The organism is Ralstonia sp. 25mfcol4.1 (assembly GCF_900104095.1).
In the GTDB taxonomy this organism is placed as follows: Bacteria; Pseudomonadota; Gammaproteobacteria; order Burkholderiales; family Burkholderiaceae; genus Cupriavidus.
The window spans coordinates 518,477-532,689 of the sequence record NZ_FNJO01000001.1 but is presented as its reverse complement, the minus strand read 5'-3'; the positions used below and the strand labels follow the sequence as shown (position 1 = coordinate 532,689).

14 protein-coding genes are annotated in these 14,213 nt (G+C 66.3%); 6 read left to right on the top strand and 8 right to left on the bottom strand.

All coding sequences use genetic code 11. The features are described 5' to 3' along the window. The first annotated feature begins 55 nt into the window (after nucleotides 1-55). Nucleotides 56-1,054 (top strand): Bug family tripartite tricarboxylate transporter substrate binding protein, encoded by a 999-nt coding sequence (locus BLQ58_RS02400; protein ID WP_254775782.1) that lies wholly within the window; start codon nucleotides 56-58, stop codon nucleotides 1,052-1,054. Nucleotides 1,055-1,141: 87 nt separating this feature from the next. Here the strand turns inward: BLQ58_RS02400 and BLQ58_RS02395 are convergent, their stop codons facing one another. Further along, nucleotides 1,142-2,773 carry an alkaline phosphatase D family protein gene (locus tag BLQ58_RS02395; RefSeq protein ID WP_092594375.1) on the bottom strand — a complete coding sequence of 544 codons (1,632 nt, stop codon included), beginning with the start codon at nucleotides 2,771-2,773 and terminating at the stop codon, nucleotides 1,142-1,144. 272 nt (nucleotides 2,774-3,045) lie between these two features. Between BLQ58_RS02395 and BLQ58_RS02390 the strand changes: the two genes are divergently transcribed. Further along, a complete protein-coding gene (locus BLQ58_RS02390; protein ID WP_092594374.1) occupies nucleotides 3,046-4,587 on the top strand; it encodes a DEAD/DEAH box helicase in 1,542 nt (513 codons plus the stop codon). 97 nt (nucleotides 4,588-4,684) lie between these two features. Here the strand turns inward: BLQ58_RS02390 and gluQRS are convergent, their stop codons facing one another. Together gluQRS and BLQ58_RS02380 are read right to left on the bottom strand one after the other, a co-directional pair. Next, nucleotides 4,685-5,563, bottom strand: coding sequence for a tRNA glutamyl-Q(34) synthetase GluQRS (gene gluQRS, locus BLQ58_RS02385; RefSeq protein ID WP_092594373.1), 879 nt, complete (start codon nucleotides 5,561-5,563; stop codon nucleotides 4,685-4,687). Between the two features lie 12 nt (nucleotides 5,564-5,575). Then, nucleotides 5,576-6,508 carry a LysR family transcriptional regulator gene (locus BLQ58_RS02380; RefSeq protein WP_066731515.1) on the bottom strand — a complete coding sequence of 311 codons (933 nt, stop codon included), beginning with the start codon at nucleotides 6,506-6,508 and terminating at the stop codon, nucleotides 5,576-5,578. Between the two features lie 144 nt (nucleotides 6,509-6,652). On the opposite strand from BLQ58_RS02380, the gene BLQ58_RS02375 reads away from it, so the two are divergent. After that, a complete protein-coding gene (locus BLQ58_RS02375) occupies nucleotides 6,653-7,354 on the top strand; it encodes a pirin family protein (RefSeq protein WP_092594372.1) in 702 nt (233 codons plus the stop codon). Nucleotides 7,355-7,535: 181 nt separating this feature from the next. Continuing rightward, entirely contained in the window at nucleotides 7,536-8,513 is a 978-nt protein-coding gene (locus BLQ58_RS02370) for a CobD/CbiB family protein (RefSeq protein WP_092594371.1), read from the top strand. A 45-nt stretch (nucleotides 8,514-8,558) separates the two neighbouring features. Here BLQ58_RS02370 and BLQ58_RS02365 read toward each other — a convergent pair whose 3' ends face one another. The 3 genes from BLQ58_RS02365 to BLQ58_RS02355 all read right to left on the bottom strand — a co-directional run bounded on the left by BLQ58_RS02365 (nucleotide 8,559) and on the right by BLQ58_RS02355 (nucleotide 11,154). Then, nucleotides 8,559-8,864, bottom strand: a complete 306-nt coding sequence (locus BLQ58_RS02365; protein WP_092594370.1) for a putative signal transducing protein — start codon at nucleotides 8,862-8,864, stop codon at nucleotides 8,559-8,561. A 65-nt stretch (nucleotides 8,865-8,929) separates the two neighbouring features. Continuing rightward, nucleotides 8,930-9,907, bottom strand: coding sequence for a ribosome small subunit-dependent GTPase A (gene rsgA / locus BLQ58_RS02360; protein ID WP_092594369.1), 978 nt, complete (start codon nucleotides 9,905-9,907; stop codon nucleotides 8,930-8,932). After that, the gene (locus tag BLQ58_RS02355; RefSeq protein ID WP_092594368.1) at nucleotides 9,904-11,154 is read right to left on the bottom strand and encodes a M48 family metallopeptidase; all 1,251 of its coding nucleotides are present in this window, start codon (nucleotides 11,152-11,154) and stop codon (nucleotides 9,904-9,906) included. The genes rsgA and BLQ58_RS02355 overlap by 4 nt, the downstream gene beginning before the upstream one ends. Before the next feature lie 162 nt (nucleotides 11,155-11,316). Here BLQ58_RS02355 and orn point away from each other — a divergent pair, with 162 nt between their 5' ends. Then, nucleotides 11,317-11,949 carry an oligoribonuclease gene (gene orn / locus BLQ58_RS02350; protein ID WP_092594367.1) on the top strand — a complete coding sequence of 211 codons (633 nt, stop codon included), beginning with the start codon at nucleotides 11,317-11,319 and terminating at the stop codon, nucleotides 11,947-11,949. Nucleotides 11,950-12,032: 83 nt separating this feature from the next. Next, nucleotides 12,033-12,914, top strand: coding sequence for an AEC family transporter (locus tag BLQ58_RS02345; RefSeq protein WP_092594366.1), 882 nt, complete (start codon nucleotides 12,033-12,035; stop codon nucleotides 12,912-12,914). 44 nt (nucleotides 12,915-12,958) lie between these two features. Here the strand turns inward: BLQ58_RS02345 and mog are convergent, their stop codons facing one another. Together mog and yjgA are read right to left on the bottom strand one after the other, a co-directional pair. Then, the gene (gene mog / locus BLQ58_RS02340; RefSeq protein ID WP_092594365.1) at nucleotides 12,959-13,606 is read right to left on the bottom strand and encodes a molybdopterin adenylyltransferase; all 648 of its coding nucleotides are present in this window, start codon (nucleotides 13,604-13,606) and stop codon (nucleotides 12,959-12,961) included. Further along, a complete protein-coding gene (gene yjgA / locus BLQ58_RS02335) occupies nucleotides 13,603-14,211 on the bottom strand; it encodes a ribosome biogenesis factor YjgA (RefSeq protein ID WP_302847621.1) in 609 nt (202 codons plus the stop codon). The genes mog and yjgA overlap by 4 nt, the downstream gene beginning before the upstream one ends. Nucleotides 14,212-14,213: the final 2 nt, after the last annotated feature.

Sequence of the window (14,213 nt, the reverse complement as noted above, 5' to 3'; positions counted from 1 at the left end):
AGAACGATTACGAGAAAGAGGCCCGCTGTACCGGGCCGATATTGGAGGAAGCACTGTGCAACACCGTCGTCAATCCCGTCGTCTGGCGCTGTCCGCGCTGGCCCTGGCAGCCGTGCTGCCGTTTGCACCGGCGTCCGCGCTGGCGCAGCAGAACTACCCGGACAAGCCGCTTCGCCTGGTGGTGCCGTTCCCGGCGGGTGGCCCGACCGACACGGCCGCGCGCATCATCGGCCAGAAGATGGGTGAGACGCTGAAGCAGACCATCGTCATCGACAACCGTCCCGGTGCCTCGGGCACCATCGGCACCGAAACCGTGGCCAAGGCGGCCCCCGATGGCTACACGCTGGTGATGCTGGCCACGCCCACGCTGCTGGCGCCGCACCTGCTGCCGCGCAAGGGCTACGACATCTTCAAGGACTTCACGCCGGTCGGTAACGCCTACGAGCTGCCGATCGTGATGGTCGTGAATCCGCAGTCGCTGCCCGACGTGACCGACCTGCAGTCGTACATCGCCAAGGCCAAGGCCGCCCCCGGCAAGATGAACTACACCAGCGCCGGCAATGGCAGCTTTGGCCATCTGTCGACCGAACTGCTGAAGAACCTGGGTCACTTCGACGTGCAGCACGTGCCGTACAAAGGTAGCGCACCGGCGATTTCCGACCTGCTGGCCGGCCAGGTGCCGATGATGTTCTCGGACATGATCGCCGCGCTGCCGCATATCAAGGCCGGCAAGCTGCGCCCGATCGCGGTGGGGTCAAGCAAGCGCGTCACGTTTGCGCCGGAGGTGAAGACCGTGGCCGAGCAGGGCTTCCCGGGCTTCGATGCGTCGTCGTGGGGTGGCCTGCTGGTGCCGGCCGGCACGCCGAGGGACGTGGTTGCCAAACTGTCCGACGCGCTCAAGGGCGCACTGGCCGATCCGACCGTGCAGCAGAAGATGCTGGGCGCCGGCACGGTGGCGTCGTACCTGCCGTCCGACCAGCTCGCCGCGCGCATGCAGAACGACTTTGCCAAGTGGGGCAAGGTCATCAAGGACAACAACATCAAGAGCGACTGATGTCAGCGTGAAGAAGGCACGCCTGGTCTCGCTGCGGGGTGCGCGGGCCAGGCGTGCATCGTTGAATCTCCAACTTCAGCTTCCAATTCAGGCCTGCACCGGCAGCGTCTGCTGAAATTGCGACACACCGTTCAAATCACGAAGGTCCACGGTCAGCGCGCGTGATGCGGGATCGATGTTGACCTCGCCAAAGAACTGGAAGCCGGCAAAGGGCGACATGTTCTGGGCGGTGGGCGCCTTCTGGTAGACCACGCGCGGCCCGAACGTGTTATCGAGCGGATTCGGCCCGAAGCTGCCGGCGTTGAGCGGACCGGCCACGAATTCCCAGAACGGATCGAAATCCTTGTACACGGCGCGCTCGGGCGAATAGTGGTGCGCGGCGCAGTAATGCACGTCCGCCGTTAGCCAGACCACGTTCTTCAGACCGGCCTGCTTGATGCGGGTCAGAAGGCGCGCGGTTTCCAGCTCGCGGCCCAGCGCCGGGCCGTCGCCGTTGGCGATGGCTTCCCATCTGGCGCGGCCTTCGGCGTCCTTGCCGTCCGGCACGCCCAGGCCAATCGGCATATCGGCCGCAATCACCTTCCACGTGGCCTGCGATGCGGTCATTTCGGCCATCAGCCAGTCCAGTTGTGCGTTGCCCAGGAACGCGGTGCCGGCGCTTTCGGCGGTTTCGCGGTTGTAGCCGTTCGGGCCGCGATAGCTGCGCATGTCCAGCACGAACACGTCGAGCAGGGGGCCGTAGGCGATCTTGCGATGCACGCGTTCGGCCAGGCCCTGGCGGTGCCAGCGCATCGGCGCGTTTTCCAGGAAGGCGCGGCTGCCGCGGGCCACCAGCAGGCGCACATCCTTCTCCTTGTAGCGGTTGTCGGCTGACAGATCCTTCGAGTCGGACCAGTTGTTGGTCACCTCATGGTCGTCCCATTGCCAGATCTGCGGCACCTGGCTGGCGAAGCGGCGCACATTGACGTCCATCATGTTGTAGCGATGGCGGCCACGGAATTCCTTGAGCGTTTCGGCCACCTTGCTGACTTCCTCGGTCACCACGTTGCGCCAGATACGGCCGTCCTCGGCCTTCTGCTCGGCCGCGATCGGGCTGTCGGCGTAGATGGTGTCGCCGCTGTGGATGAAGAAGTCCGGATTGCGTTGGCGCATGGCCTCGTAGATGCGCATGCCGCCCAGGTCGGGGTTGATGCCCCAGCCCTGGCCGACCGTGTCGCCCGACCACACAAAACGGACCGGTTTGTCGGCCGTCATGGCCCGCGTGCGGAAGCTGCCCTCCATCCAGGCGCCATGGGCACGTCGCCGGCCGGGTGCCTCGAACGCCACCCGCACGTGGTAGGACTGACCTGGCGACAGACCGGTCAGCTGGGTGCGCGCCGTCAAATCGGTCTCGCTGCTGGCCAGCGGTCCGGCGATACGCATGGCGTTACGGAAGCCGGGATCGGTGGCGTATTCGACGATCATGCGCGACGGTTGTCCGGCGCGGGCCCAGACAACGAGGCCATCGTCCGACGGATCGCCAAGCTGAATGCCATCCGGCGCGTCAGGGCGGCCGGACGTCACCACGGCCGGCGCCGCCAGGGCCGGCGGCCCGAATACTGTCAACCCGGCCGCGAGCCCGGCGCCCAGGCCGAAAAAGCGGCTGGAGGTTCGCAGGAAAGTGCGGCGGGTGGCGTCGGAGGGGGGCGCGGGGGGCAGCGAATGCAGGCGGGTCGTCATGGCGGAAGGCGTCGGATCTCAATGTGTGGACATGGCGGGGCGATATCCTCGCCCGGTAATGTGACGCGTTGTTGACATGTCATTGACATGTCAAACACCGATACTGCCCTTCCGCCCCGGTGTGCGCCCCCGGACTCTGATGGTAGAATCCAAGTCTTTGATTTTCCGGGCAATTCATCTTTTCGCGCGTTTTCCGCCGCGCGCCGCCCGTTGAACCGTACCAGACGCGTGTCCGTTGCCTCGGCTCCGCGCCCTGCACCGACACCTCATTGATGACGATGACCAACACCCCAGACCAGACCCCAGCCGCAGAGCAGACGTTCGAAAGCTTCGGGCTGGACGCGCGCATTCTGCGTGCCTTGTCCGACCAGGGCTACACCAAGCCCACGCCGATCCAGGCGCAGGCCATTCCGGTGGTGCTGCTGGGCAAGGACGTCATGGGCGCTGCACAGACCGGCACCGGCAAGACCGCCGGCTTTGCACTGCCGATCATCCAGCGCCTGCTGCCGATGGCCAACGCCAGCGCGTCGCCGGCGCGCCACCCGGTGCGCGCGCTGATGCTCACCCCCACGCGCGAACTGGCCGACCAGGTCTACGACAACGTGGCGCGCTACGCCCAGCACACCGACCTGCGCAGCACCGTTGTGTTCGGTGGCGTGGACATGAATCCGCAGACCGACGCCCTGCGCCGTGGCGTGGAAATTCTCGTGGCCACGCCGGGCCGCCTGCTCGATCACGTACAGCAGAAGTCGGTGAACCTGTCGCAGGTGCAGATGCTGGTGCTTGACGAGGCCGACCGCATGCTCGACATGGGCTTCCTGCCCGATCTGCAGCGCATCATCAACCTGCTGCCGGCGCAACGCCAGACGCTGCTGTTCTCGGCCACGTTCTCGCCCGAGATCAAGAAGCTGGCGTCGAGCTACCTGAAGCAGCCGGTGACGATCGAAGTGGCGCGCAGCAACTCGACCAACGAAAACGTGCGCCAGGTGGTGTATTCCGTGCCGGATGGCCACAAGCAGGCCGCCGTGGTGCACCTGCTCAAGCAGCGTGCCAACGAGCAGCAGTCGAAGCAGTGCATCGTGTTCGTGAACAGCAAGATCGGCTGCTCGCGGCTGGCACGCCACCTGGAGCGCGAAGGCATCAACGCCGCCGCCATCCATGGCGACAAGACCCAGACCGAGCGCATGCAGACGCTCGACGGCTTCAAGAGCGGCACCATCGATGCGCTGGTGGCCACCGATGTGGCCGCGCGTGGCCTGGACATCCCGGCCATGCCGTGCGTGATCAACTTCGACCTGCCGTTCAGCGCCGAGGATTACGTCCACCGGATCGGCCGTACGGGCCGCGCGGGTGCCAGCGGCGACGCGCTGTCGATCCACGTGCCGGGCAACGATGACCGCCTGCTGGCCGATATCGAGAAGCTGATCAAGCGCAGCGTGCCGCGCGGCACGCTGGAAGGCTTCGACCCGACCGGCGAGCGTGCGCGCCAGGAAGAATCCGACCGCCGCCGCCAGCGATCGGACGTGCGCCGTGCGCGCGACAACGGCGGTGCGGCGGGTGGTGCAGCCGGTGCGGCCGGTGGCAGCAGCGAGCGCGACGAATCGGCCCCGCGCCGCCGTCGTACCGAACCCAATGGCCGGCCGGCGTTCCGTCCGTCGGACGATCCGTTCTTCTCGCGTCCGTACGAGCCGTCGGGCAACTACACGCCTGCGCCAAAGGCGGAAGATCAACTGGCCGCCGCGCTCACGCGTGGCCGTCAGGCGCCCAAGCGCCCGGTGGCGGCACTGCTGGGCGGTGCGCCGCGCAAGTCGTAAGATCGCCAAGGCTTCACTGGCAAAACGGCCCGCATTGGCGGGCCGTTATCATTCCGGGCGACGACGGACGGATCGGGTTCGACGACCCACTCGCCGCCTATCGCTCCAGCCACTGTTCCGCCCACTGCTCCGTGGCCGCCGCCAGCCATGCTGTGACCGACGCTTCTCCGTTCACGATGCCCAGGTGCGCGCCGGCTTGCCGCAGCGCATCCAGCGGCGCGGCCGTGTCCAGCGCCTGCGCGCCGCTTTGCTTGCTCAGTTTTTCGCCCATCGCGTTGACCACTACGGGCACGTGCAGATATGACGGCGTGGGCAGGCCCAGCAGATGCTGCAGATGGATCTGGCGGGGCGTGGAGTCGAGCAGGTCGGCGCCGCGCACGATGTGTGTAATGCCCTGTTCGGCGTCGTCGACGACCACGGCCAGCTGATACGCCCATAGCCCGTCGGCCCGGCGCAGCACGAAATCCCCAAGCTCCGTTTCCAGGTTCTGGCACTGGCGCCGCTGCCAGCGATCGTCAAAGCAGATCGTGGCCGCAGGGCCGTCCGGCACGCGCACGCGCCACGCGCGCGGCAGCTTGCCATGCAGGCCGTTGCGGCAGGTGCCTGGATAGCCGAGCGTCTGGTGCCGTTCGCGGACATGGATCAGCGAATCGGCGATTTCCTTGCGCGAGCAGCCGCATGGATACAGGCTGCCGGCGGCGTCCAGCCGCCGCAGTGCATCGGCATAGCGCGACTCGCGGCGGCTTTGCCAGACCGGCGGTTCGTCGGGCCGCAGGCCCAGCGCGTCGAGCGTGCGCAGGATGCCAGTGTCGGCATCCTTCACGCAGCGCGGATAGTCGATGTCCTCGATCCGCACGAGCCAGTCGCCGCCATGGGCGCGCGCGTCGAGCCAGCTGGCCAGCGCGGTCACCAGCGAACCGAGATGCAGCGGGCCGGTGGGAGAGGGGGCGAAGCGCCCCCGGTAGCGTTGCGGCATGGTGCGGCGGACTTACTCGAACGACTCCGGCTGCTGCGGCGCCTGCTGCATCAACGCCTGCGCCAGGCGGGGATCGTCGAGCTTGCTGGACCACCATTGCAGCGCCTTGCCGCGCGTATTGGTGCGCCATGCCACCTTGAAGTTGCCGGGCGCGCGCACTTCCACGGTTTCGCGCACCTGCAGGACGCCGCTTTCGATATGCGGCTGCGCCATCGGCGCGGGCAGCCAGCCGCAGCCCAGGCCGCGGATCTGCGCTTCGAGCTTGTCGCGCATGGTGGGCACCACCAGCACGTCCTGGCCGGCCAGCACGCCGTGGGTGCGCGCGGGCAGGTTGCGCGACGTATCGCCCACGGCCACGATGCGGTGCTTGGCAATCTGGATCGTGGTGAGCGGGCCTTCCTCGGTGGCCAGCGGATGATGCGCGGCCACGGCGAAGACAAACGGAATCGTGCCCAGCGGCCGCACCTGGAAGCCCTGGGTGCTTGGAATCTCGTACGCGCCGCCGATGATCAGGTCGGCCCGGTTGCTGACCAGCGCATCCCAGGTGCCGCCCAGCACTTCCTTGGCAAAGCGCAGCCGGGTGGCCGTGTTCTCGGCGTAGAAGTCCTGGATCACGGGCAGCAGGGCCCGGAAATTGACCAGATCGTCCACGGCGATGTTCAGGCTGGCTTCCCAGCCGGTGGCCAGGCGCTTGACGCGCCGTGCCAGGTCGTCCGCGGCGTGCAGCAGGTGGCGGCCTTCGTCCAGCAGGGCGCGGCCCGCCGGCGTCAGTTCGGCCCGATGGCGGCGGCGGTCGAACAGCAGTACGTCGAGGTCTTCCTCGAGCTTGCGGACCACATAGGTCAGCGCGGAGGGCACCTTGCCCATTTCGTGGGCGGCGGCGGCAAAACTGCCTTTGCGCTCGATGGCGTCAAGGACTTCAAGGGATTCGAGTGACAGGGGCATATTCAGAATTTCTGAACAAGTGCTTCTAACGCGGTGCCCGCCAATATACTCCCGCTCCCCTAAACTGCCTAGCATCGAAACGCCGCCGAGCCCGCAGCCAAGAGCTGAAGGGTTCGATTCCAGGCCACAAGGAGGGCCATCAAAATGATTGAAATCCGTAAGTCTGAAGATCGCGGTTATGCGGACCATGGCTGGCTCAAGTCGTACCATACGTTCTCGTTTGCCGACTATTACGACCCGCGCCATATCCAGTTTGGCCCGCTCCGTGTGATCAATGAGGATCGTGTGGCGCCCGGCATGGGGTTTGGCACCCATGGCCACCGCGACATGGAAATCATCAGCTATGTGCTCGAAGGCGAACTTGCGCACAAGGACAGCATGGGTAACGGCAGCGTCATCCGTCCGGGCGACGTGCAGCGCATGAGCGCTGGCACCGGCGTGCGCCACTCCGAGTACAACCACGCCGCCGACCAGACCACGCACTTCCTGCAGATCTGGATCATGCCGAACCAGCAGGGCATCGAGCCGGGCTACGAGGAAAAGACGTTCGACGCCGCCGACAAGCGCGGCCGCCTGCGCCTGGTGGGCAGCCCGGACGGCGCCGACGGTTCGGTGGTGATCCATCAGGACGTTCGCCTGTTTGCCGGCCTGATCGACGGCGACGAGACTGCCACGCTGGCGCTGCGGCCGGGACGCCAGGCCTACGTGCATGTGGCGCGCGGCCGGGTGACGGTCAACGGCCAGCCGCTGGAATCGGGCGACGCCGCCAAGCTTGCCGGCGAGGATGCCGTGAGCCTGGAAAAGGGCGCCGACGCCGAAGTGCTGGTGTTCGACCTGCCGGCGTGATCCGGTGAAGTCCGCTGCAGACGCCCGCCGCCCTGGCGGGCGTTTGCGTTGCGCGGCCGCCATTTGTTTACCCGTAACCAGTGCTTACAGGTACTTGGAACACTTGCCGCTATGCTATCGTCTGGCCTATCCGCCATGCGACCGCCGCGGCACACGCCGTGCGCCGACTAATCGTCACGCGATGACCTTCGTATCCATTCTCCTGGCGCTGATTGCCGAACAATTCCGGGCGCTCGGCCGGAACAATCCCATCTACGACATCGTGCGTGTGCTGGGTGACCGCGCCGAGCACGCCTTCGACACCGGCCGCCCGCGCGACGCTGCGCTGGCCTGGCTTACCGTTGTGTTGCCGCTCACGCTGGCCGTGGTGTTTGTCCACTACCTGCTGGCGTCGATCAGCGTGGCCCTGACGCTGGTCTGGAATGTCCTGCTGCTCTACCTGACCCTGGGTTTCCGCCAGTTCAGCCATTACTTCACGGACATTCACGAGGCGCTGAACCGGGACGACCTGCATACCGCCCGCACGCTGCTGCATGAATGGACCGGACTCGACACGGTCGAAATGCCCGTGAGCGAGATCGTCCGCCACACGCTGGAGGCGGCCATCGTGGCCGTGCACCGCCACGTGTTCGGGGTGTTCTTCTGGTTCCTGGTGCCGATCGGTCCCGGTGGCGTGGTGCTGTATCGCACGGCCGAATTCCTGAATCGCCAGTGGAACACGCCGTCGAACGAGCGCAGCCCGGCGCTGGGGCGTTTCGCCGCCCGCGCGTTCTACGTGCTGGATTGGGTGCCGTCGCGCCTGACGGCAATCGGGTTTGCCATCGTCGGCAATTTCGAGGACGCGGTCTACGCGTGGCGCAACCACGCGCGCAAGTGGAACGACGCGGTCAACGGCATCCTGCTGGCCAGCGGCGGCGGGGCGCTCGGCGTGCGGCTGGGCCAGCCGCTGGCCGAAGAGGATTCAAGCGTCATGCTGCGCACGAGCCTGGCTGGGGTGGACTACGCGCCGGGCATGAGCGAGGCCGAGCCGGTGCCTCCCGAGTTTGGCGCGGACCCCGGCGTCCGCACGCTGCAGTCGGCGGTGGGCCTGGTCTGGCGTGCCGTGATCCTGTGGATGCTGCTGCTGGCGATGATCTCGCTGGCCCTCTGGGTGGGCTGACCGCCGACGGACGAAGACGAAGCGCCACGTGTTGTGGCGCTTTTTTTATTCCTGGTGCGCGCCGCAGTGCCAGCATGCGGCGAACTGCGCCTCGTGCCATTCGCCGCAGCGGCGGCACTGCCAGCGGGGCCCCGGCGCGGGATTGGCCGCCGCATTGAGCGTGGCCCATGCGTCGGCCTCGGCGGCGTCGTCAAGAATCCAGACCTGCGGGGCGCTTTCATTGAGCGGGATATCGCCTGCCGCACCGGCAAGCCAGGTATTGCGGACTTCCGCGCGGATGCCCGCTGCATCCAGTACGTTCTGGCAATGCGCGGCATGGACCAGCGAAGGCGTCCTCAGCAGCAGTTTCATGATGAAGCCGTGGCGGGCAGGGTGCTTTTACCTTACCACGGCCGTTGCCAATTGCCAGCCGGGGCTTACCACGGCTTCTGCTGTCGCGATTCGTGCAGCAGCTGCGTATAGAGCTGGTGGCGGCGCGGAGAAATCGTGCCGTTGTCGATGGCGCCCAGCACGCCGCAGCCGGGCTCGTTGATGTGGTGGCAGTTGTAGAACCGGCATTCGGTCAGCTGCGGCCGGAATTCCGGGAAGGCGCGCTCCAGCATGCCTTCGCTCAGGTGGTGCAGGCCGAATTCCTGGAAGCCCGGGGAGTCGATCAGATAGCCGGGCTGGCCATCGACGACGGCCCATTCGGCAGGCAGGTGATAGAGCCGCGTGAACGTGGTGGTGTGCTTGCCGGAGTCGAGCTTCGACGAAATCTCGCGTGTCTGGGCTTCCACGCCCGGAATCAGCAGGTTCAGCAGCGACGACTTGCCCATGCCCGACTGCCCGATCAGGATGCTGGACACCCCCGCCGTGCGCGGCTGCAGCGCGGCCAGCGCCTCTTCGGGGCGGCCGTGGACGGACAGCTCCAGCGTGTCGTAGCCCAGATCCTGGTATAGCTTGAGGCGGCGGCGCGCGTCGTCGAGGCGCCCGGTCAGGTCGGTCTTGTTCAGGATGACCAGCGGGCGGATCTCCAGCGCCTCGGCCGACACCAGCGCGCGGCCCAGCAGATCCTCCGAGAAGCTCGGCTCGGTGGCCAGCACGATGATCACCTGGTCGATATTGGCCGCCAGCAGCTTCGACTTGAACTGGTCGGACCGGTACAGCAGGTTCTTGCGCGGGTCGATGCCGGTGATCACACCCTGGTCCACCGCGGCCAGTTCGATGCGCACGTGGTCGCCCACGGCTGCGTCGCTTTTCTTGCCGCGCGGGAAGGCATGCAGGTGGGAACCATCGGTGCGCTCCACCACGTAGTGGCGGCCGTGCGCGGCGACGATCAGCGCCGATTCCGTATCGGCGCCGTTGGCCTTGCCGGTGCCCTTGCCGGCATTGTGATGGCGTGCGCTGCGGGTCATGCGTGCGACAGCAGACGGTCGATCCGCTGGGCTGCGGGCGGATGCGAGTAGTAGAACGCGCTATAGATCGGGTCCGGCGTCAGCGTCGACGCGTTGTCCTTGTACAGCTTCACCAGCGCGGACACCAGGTGTCCGGCATTGGTCTGGTGCGCGGCGAACTCGTCGGCCTCGAATTCATGCTTGCGCGACGACTGGCTGGCCAGCGGCCCGAGGATGAATGTGAACACCGGCAGGGCCAGGAAGAACAGCACCAGCGCCAGCGCGTTGTTGCTGGCGCCGAAATTCGGCAGCACGCCCAGGCCTGTGAAGAACCACTCGCGGGTGGCCAGCCAGCCCAGGATCGCCAGGAATACCAGCGAGAGCGCAAACGTGACCGCGATCATCTTGGCCACATGGCGGCGCTTGAAGTGGCCCAGTTCGTGGGCCAGCACCGCTTCCACCTCCTCGCCGTCCAGGCGCTCCAGCAGCGTGTCGAAGAACACGATGCGCTTGGCCGCGCCGAAGCCGGTGAAATAGGCGTTGCCATGCGCGCTGCGCCGGCTGCCGTCCATCACGAACAGGCCCTTGCTGGCGAATCCGCACTTGCGCAGCAGCGCCTCGATGCGCTGGCGCAGGCCTTCGTCGGTCAGCGGCTCGAACTTGTTGAACAGCGGGGCGATGTACGTGGGCACGATGACCTGCAGCAACAGGCTGAAGCCCACCCACAGCAGCCAGGTGTAAAGCCACCAGTAGGGGCCGGCGCGATCCATCAGCCACAGCACGGCCAGCAGCAGCGGCAGGCCCAGCACGCAGGCCACGGCGGCCATCTTGGCCAGGTCGGCCAGCCACAGGCCGAACGTCATCTTGTTGAAGCCGAATCGCTGCTCGATCACGAACTGGCCGTACAGCGAGAAGGGCAGGTCGAACAGCCCGCCGATGACGGCCACGCTGGCGATCAGCGCCACGCCGTAGAGGTAGGCGCTGTCCGGGAAGGTGTGGAGCCAGAACTGGTTCAGCGCATGCAGGCCGCCCAGCATCGTGAAGCCGATCAGCACGGCGGCGCCGGCCACCACTTCGAGCATCGACAGCCGTGTGCGGGCGATCGTGTAGTCCGCCGCCTTCTGGTGGGCGGACAGGGCGATGGTGTCGGCAAACCGCGCGGGCACGGCGCCGCGATGGCGGGCCACATGGCGGATCTGGCGCGAGGCGAGCCAGAGTTTGGTCAGCACCATGATGACCAGGGCGGCAAGAAAGATCAGCGTGAACATCGGAGAGCCTTGTAGAGGATGGCGCGGCGCAGCAACGGGAAAGCCCAAGTGCGCAGCATGCCATCCGGGGCAGATATGCGAGAATTATAAATTGTTCGCCCCCGGCCACCCGCCGTTCCGGGGCAATTCCTTTTCGAAGTCCATATCGAGCCGTACCGCCAGATGACAAGTCCCGCCGCATCCTCCGTCAAAAGTGAAAACAACCTTGTCTGGCTGGACATGGAAATGACCGGCCTGCAGCCGGATACCGACCGCATCATCGAGGTGGCGGTGGTGGTCACCGATTCCGAACTGAACATCCTGGCCGAAGGGCCGGTGCTGGTGATCCACCAGTCCGATGCGGTGCTCGATGGCATGGACAACTGGAACAAGGGCACGCACGGCCGCTCGGGCCTGATCGACAAGGTCAAGGCATCGACGCTGACCGAAGCCCAGGCCGAGGCCGAGCTGCTGGCCTTCCTGAAGCGCTGGGTGCCGGCCAGCAAGTCGCCGATGTGCGGCAATTCGATCTGCCAGGACCGCCGCTTCATGGCGCGCTACATGCCCAAGCTCGAAGCGTTCTTCCACTATCGCAATCTCGACGTCTCCACGCTCAAGGAACTGTGCAAGCGCTGGGAGCCGGCGATCCACAAGGGTTTCCAGAAGCGTCAGCTGCACACGGCGCTGGCCGACATCCTGGAATCGGTGGAAGAACTGCGCTACTACCGCCAGCACTTCATCAAGACGCCGGCCGAGGCAGCCGCCACGTTGCCGGCACCGGCATCGCCTGCCGCTCCCGCCGCCCCTTCCGCGTAACACCCGCTCTAGAACAAGAACCCGGCGAGCGGGCTCCAAGACGGACCGGCCACGCCGCCTGAGTCCGTCCAGCCGCCCCTGCCATGTTCACGCGCATCGTCTCGATCATCACGCCGGTCATCCTGATCATCCTGATCGGGTGGATATACGGGCGGCGTGCCCATCCGGACATGGCGGGCATCAACAAGGCGATGCTCGAAGTGATCGCGCCGCTACTGGTGGTATCGGCGTTCATCAGCAAGGATTTTGTGCTGGCCGATCACCTGGTGCTGCTGGCCTGCGCCGTGGCCGTGGTCATCGGCTCGGGCGTTCTGGCCTGGGTGGTGGCGCGCATGAGCGGCGCCAACCCGCGCACGTTCGTGCCGCCGATGATGTTCAACAACTGCGGCAACATGGGGCTGCCGTTGTCGGTCTTTGCCTTCGGGCAGGGGGGCCTGGCGCCGGCCGTGGCGCTGTTCGCGGCATCGAACCTGATGCATTTCACGATCGGCATGAAGATCGTGAACCGGCATGCGTCGATGGCGCAGATCGCGCGCAATCCGATGGTGCTGGCCACCGTGGCCGGCGTGGCGCTGTCGCTGGCCAAGCCCGTATTTGCGCTCCCCGAGCCCGTCTACGAATCGATCAAGCTGCTGGGCGATTCCACGGTGCCGCTGATGCTGTTCGCACTGGGCGTACGGATGAAGGATGTGAGCCTGCGCAACTGGGGCATGGGCGTGCTGGGCGCCATCGTCTGCCCGCTGGCCGGCATCGCCGTGGCGCTGCTGCTGGCATGGTGGGTGCCGATGACCGACCTGCAGCGCGGGCTGCTGTTCGTCTTCGCATCGCTGCCGCCGGCAGTGCTGAATTTCCTGGTGGCCGACCACTTCCGGCAGGAACCCGACCAGGTGGCGTCGATCGTGCTGCTCGGCAATATCGCCGCCGTGGTGTTCGTGCCGATCGGGCTGTATCTGGGGCTGAAATAAAAAACGCCCTGCGCAGGGGGAAGGGCGTTATCGGCATGGGGCGGTCATACCGTCGGATTCGGCTTCGCGCGCAACGCGCTCTTCGGCCGGAACGCCTTCACGATGGCTTCGTTGGTTTCCACATACGGGCCGCCGATCAGGTCGATGCAATAGGGCATCGCCGCGAACACGCCCGGCACGATCACGCGGCCTTCCACGTCGCGCAGGCCTTCCAGCGTCTCACGAATCGCCTTGGGCTGGCCGGGCAGGTTGACGATCAGCGCCGCGCGGCTCGGCGTTTCGCGGATCACCGCCACCTGCCGCGACAGGATGGCCGTCGGCACGAAGTGCAGACTCACTTGCCGCATCTGCTCGCCAAATCCCGGCATTTCCTTGGTACCCACGGCCAGTGTGGCCTCGGGCGTCACATCGCGCCGGGCCGGGCCAGTGCCGCCCGTGGTCAGCACCAGATCGCAACCGGCCACGTCGACCAGTTCGATCAGCGTGCGCGAAATCAGCGGCGCCTCATCGGGAATCAGCCGTTCCACGGCCTGCCACGGCGAAGTCAGCGTCTTGCCGAACCAGTCGCGCAGGGCCGGGATGCCCTCGTCCTGGTACGTGCCGGACGATGCCCGGTCCGAAATGGAAACGAAGCCGACCACCAGCTCGTCGGGGTGGTGACGGGGAACGGGGGCGGTCAGCGACGGATTCATGCGTCGGATTCCTTCGGGGTGTCTGTCGCGGCACTTTCGTTGCCATCATTGCCGCTTTCCAGTGCGGCCTTGATGGCCTGGAACAGCTCGCGGTAGTACTTCGGCGGCTTGCCGAGTTCCTTTTCCTTGCGCGCGTTGCGGATGATGTTGCGGACCGACTGCACGTCCACGCCCGGGTGTTCGCCCAGGAATCGGGTCAGATTGGCGTCGTCGGCCAGCAACAGTTCGCGCCAGCGTTCCATCAGGTGCATCTTCGCCGTTTCGGCCTTGCTGGTGCCCTTGAAGCCTTCCAGCGCGGCGCGGATGGCGGCCACTTCGTCGTCGTCCAGGCTGCGCATGACCTTGCCGACAAACTGCATCTGGCGGCGCTTGCCCTCGTGGCTGGTGATCTTGCGGGCAGCATGGATGGCGTCCGCCAGCGACTCTGGCATCGGCACGCGCGCCAGGCGGTCTTTGGCCAGCGCCTCGAGTTCGGCGCCCAGGTCCTGCAGCTCGGTCATGTCGCGCTTGCGCTGCGACTTGCTCTTGGGCAGGTCGTCGTCCTCTTCCGGGGCAAAGGCGCCCGGGAAACGGCCGTTGGAGTTGTTACGGGTATTTCGCGTCATGG

Bases quoted from the DNA above. Each gene is read 5' to 3' on its own strand.
- BLQ58_RS02395 (WP_092594375.1), bottom strand. From the start codon at position 2,773: ATGACGACCCGCCTGCATTCGCTGCCCCCCGCGCCCCCCTCCGACGCC.
- BLQ58_RS02390 (WP_092594374.1), top strand. From the start codon at position 3,046: ATGACGATGACCAACACCCCAGACCAGACCCCAGCCGCAGAGCAGACG.
- gluQRS (WP_092594373.1), bottom strand. From the start codon at position 5,563: ATGCCGCAACGCTACCGGGGGCGCTTCGCCCCCTCTCCCACCGGCCCG.
- BLQ58_RS02380 (WP_066731515.1), bottom strand. From the start codon at position 6,508: ATGCCCCTGTCACTCGAATCCCTTGAAGTCCTTGACGCCATCGAGCGC.
- BLQ58_RS02375 (WP_092594372.1), top strand. From the start codon at position 6,653: ATGATTGAAATCCGTAAGTCTGAAGATCGCGGTTATGCGGACCATGGC.
- BLQ58_RS02370 (WP_092594371.1), top strand. From the start codon at position 7,536: ATGACCTTCGTATCCATTCTCCTGGCGCTGATTGCCGAACAATTCCGG.
- BLQ58_RS02365 (WP_092594370.1), bottom strand. From the start codon at position 8,864: ATGAAACTGCTGCTGAGGACGCCTTCGCTGGTCCATGCCGCGCATTGC.
- rsgA (WP_092594369.1), bottom strand. From the start codon at position 9,907: ATGACCCGCAGCGCACGCCATCACAATGCCGGCAAGGGCACCGGCAAG.
- BLQ58_RS02355 (WP_092594368.1), bottom strand. From the start codon at position 11,154: ATGTTCACGCTGATCTTTCTTGCCGCCCTGGTCATCATGGTGCTGACC.
- orn (WP_092594367.1), top strand. From the start codon at position 11,317: ATGACAAGTCCCGCCGCATCCTCCGTCAAAAGTGAAAACAACCTTGTC.
- BLQ58_RS02345 (WP_092594366.1), top strand. From the start codon at position 12,033: ATGTTCACGCGCATCGTCTCGATCATCACGCCGGTCATCCTGATCATC.
- mog (WP_092594365.1), bottom strand. From the start codon at position 13,606: ATGAATCCGTCGCTGACCGCCCCCGTTCCCCGTCACCACCCCGACGAG.
- yjgA (WP_302847621.1), bottom strand. From the start codon at position 14,211: ATGACGCGAAATACCCGTAACAACTCCAACGGCCGTTTCCCGGGCGCC.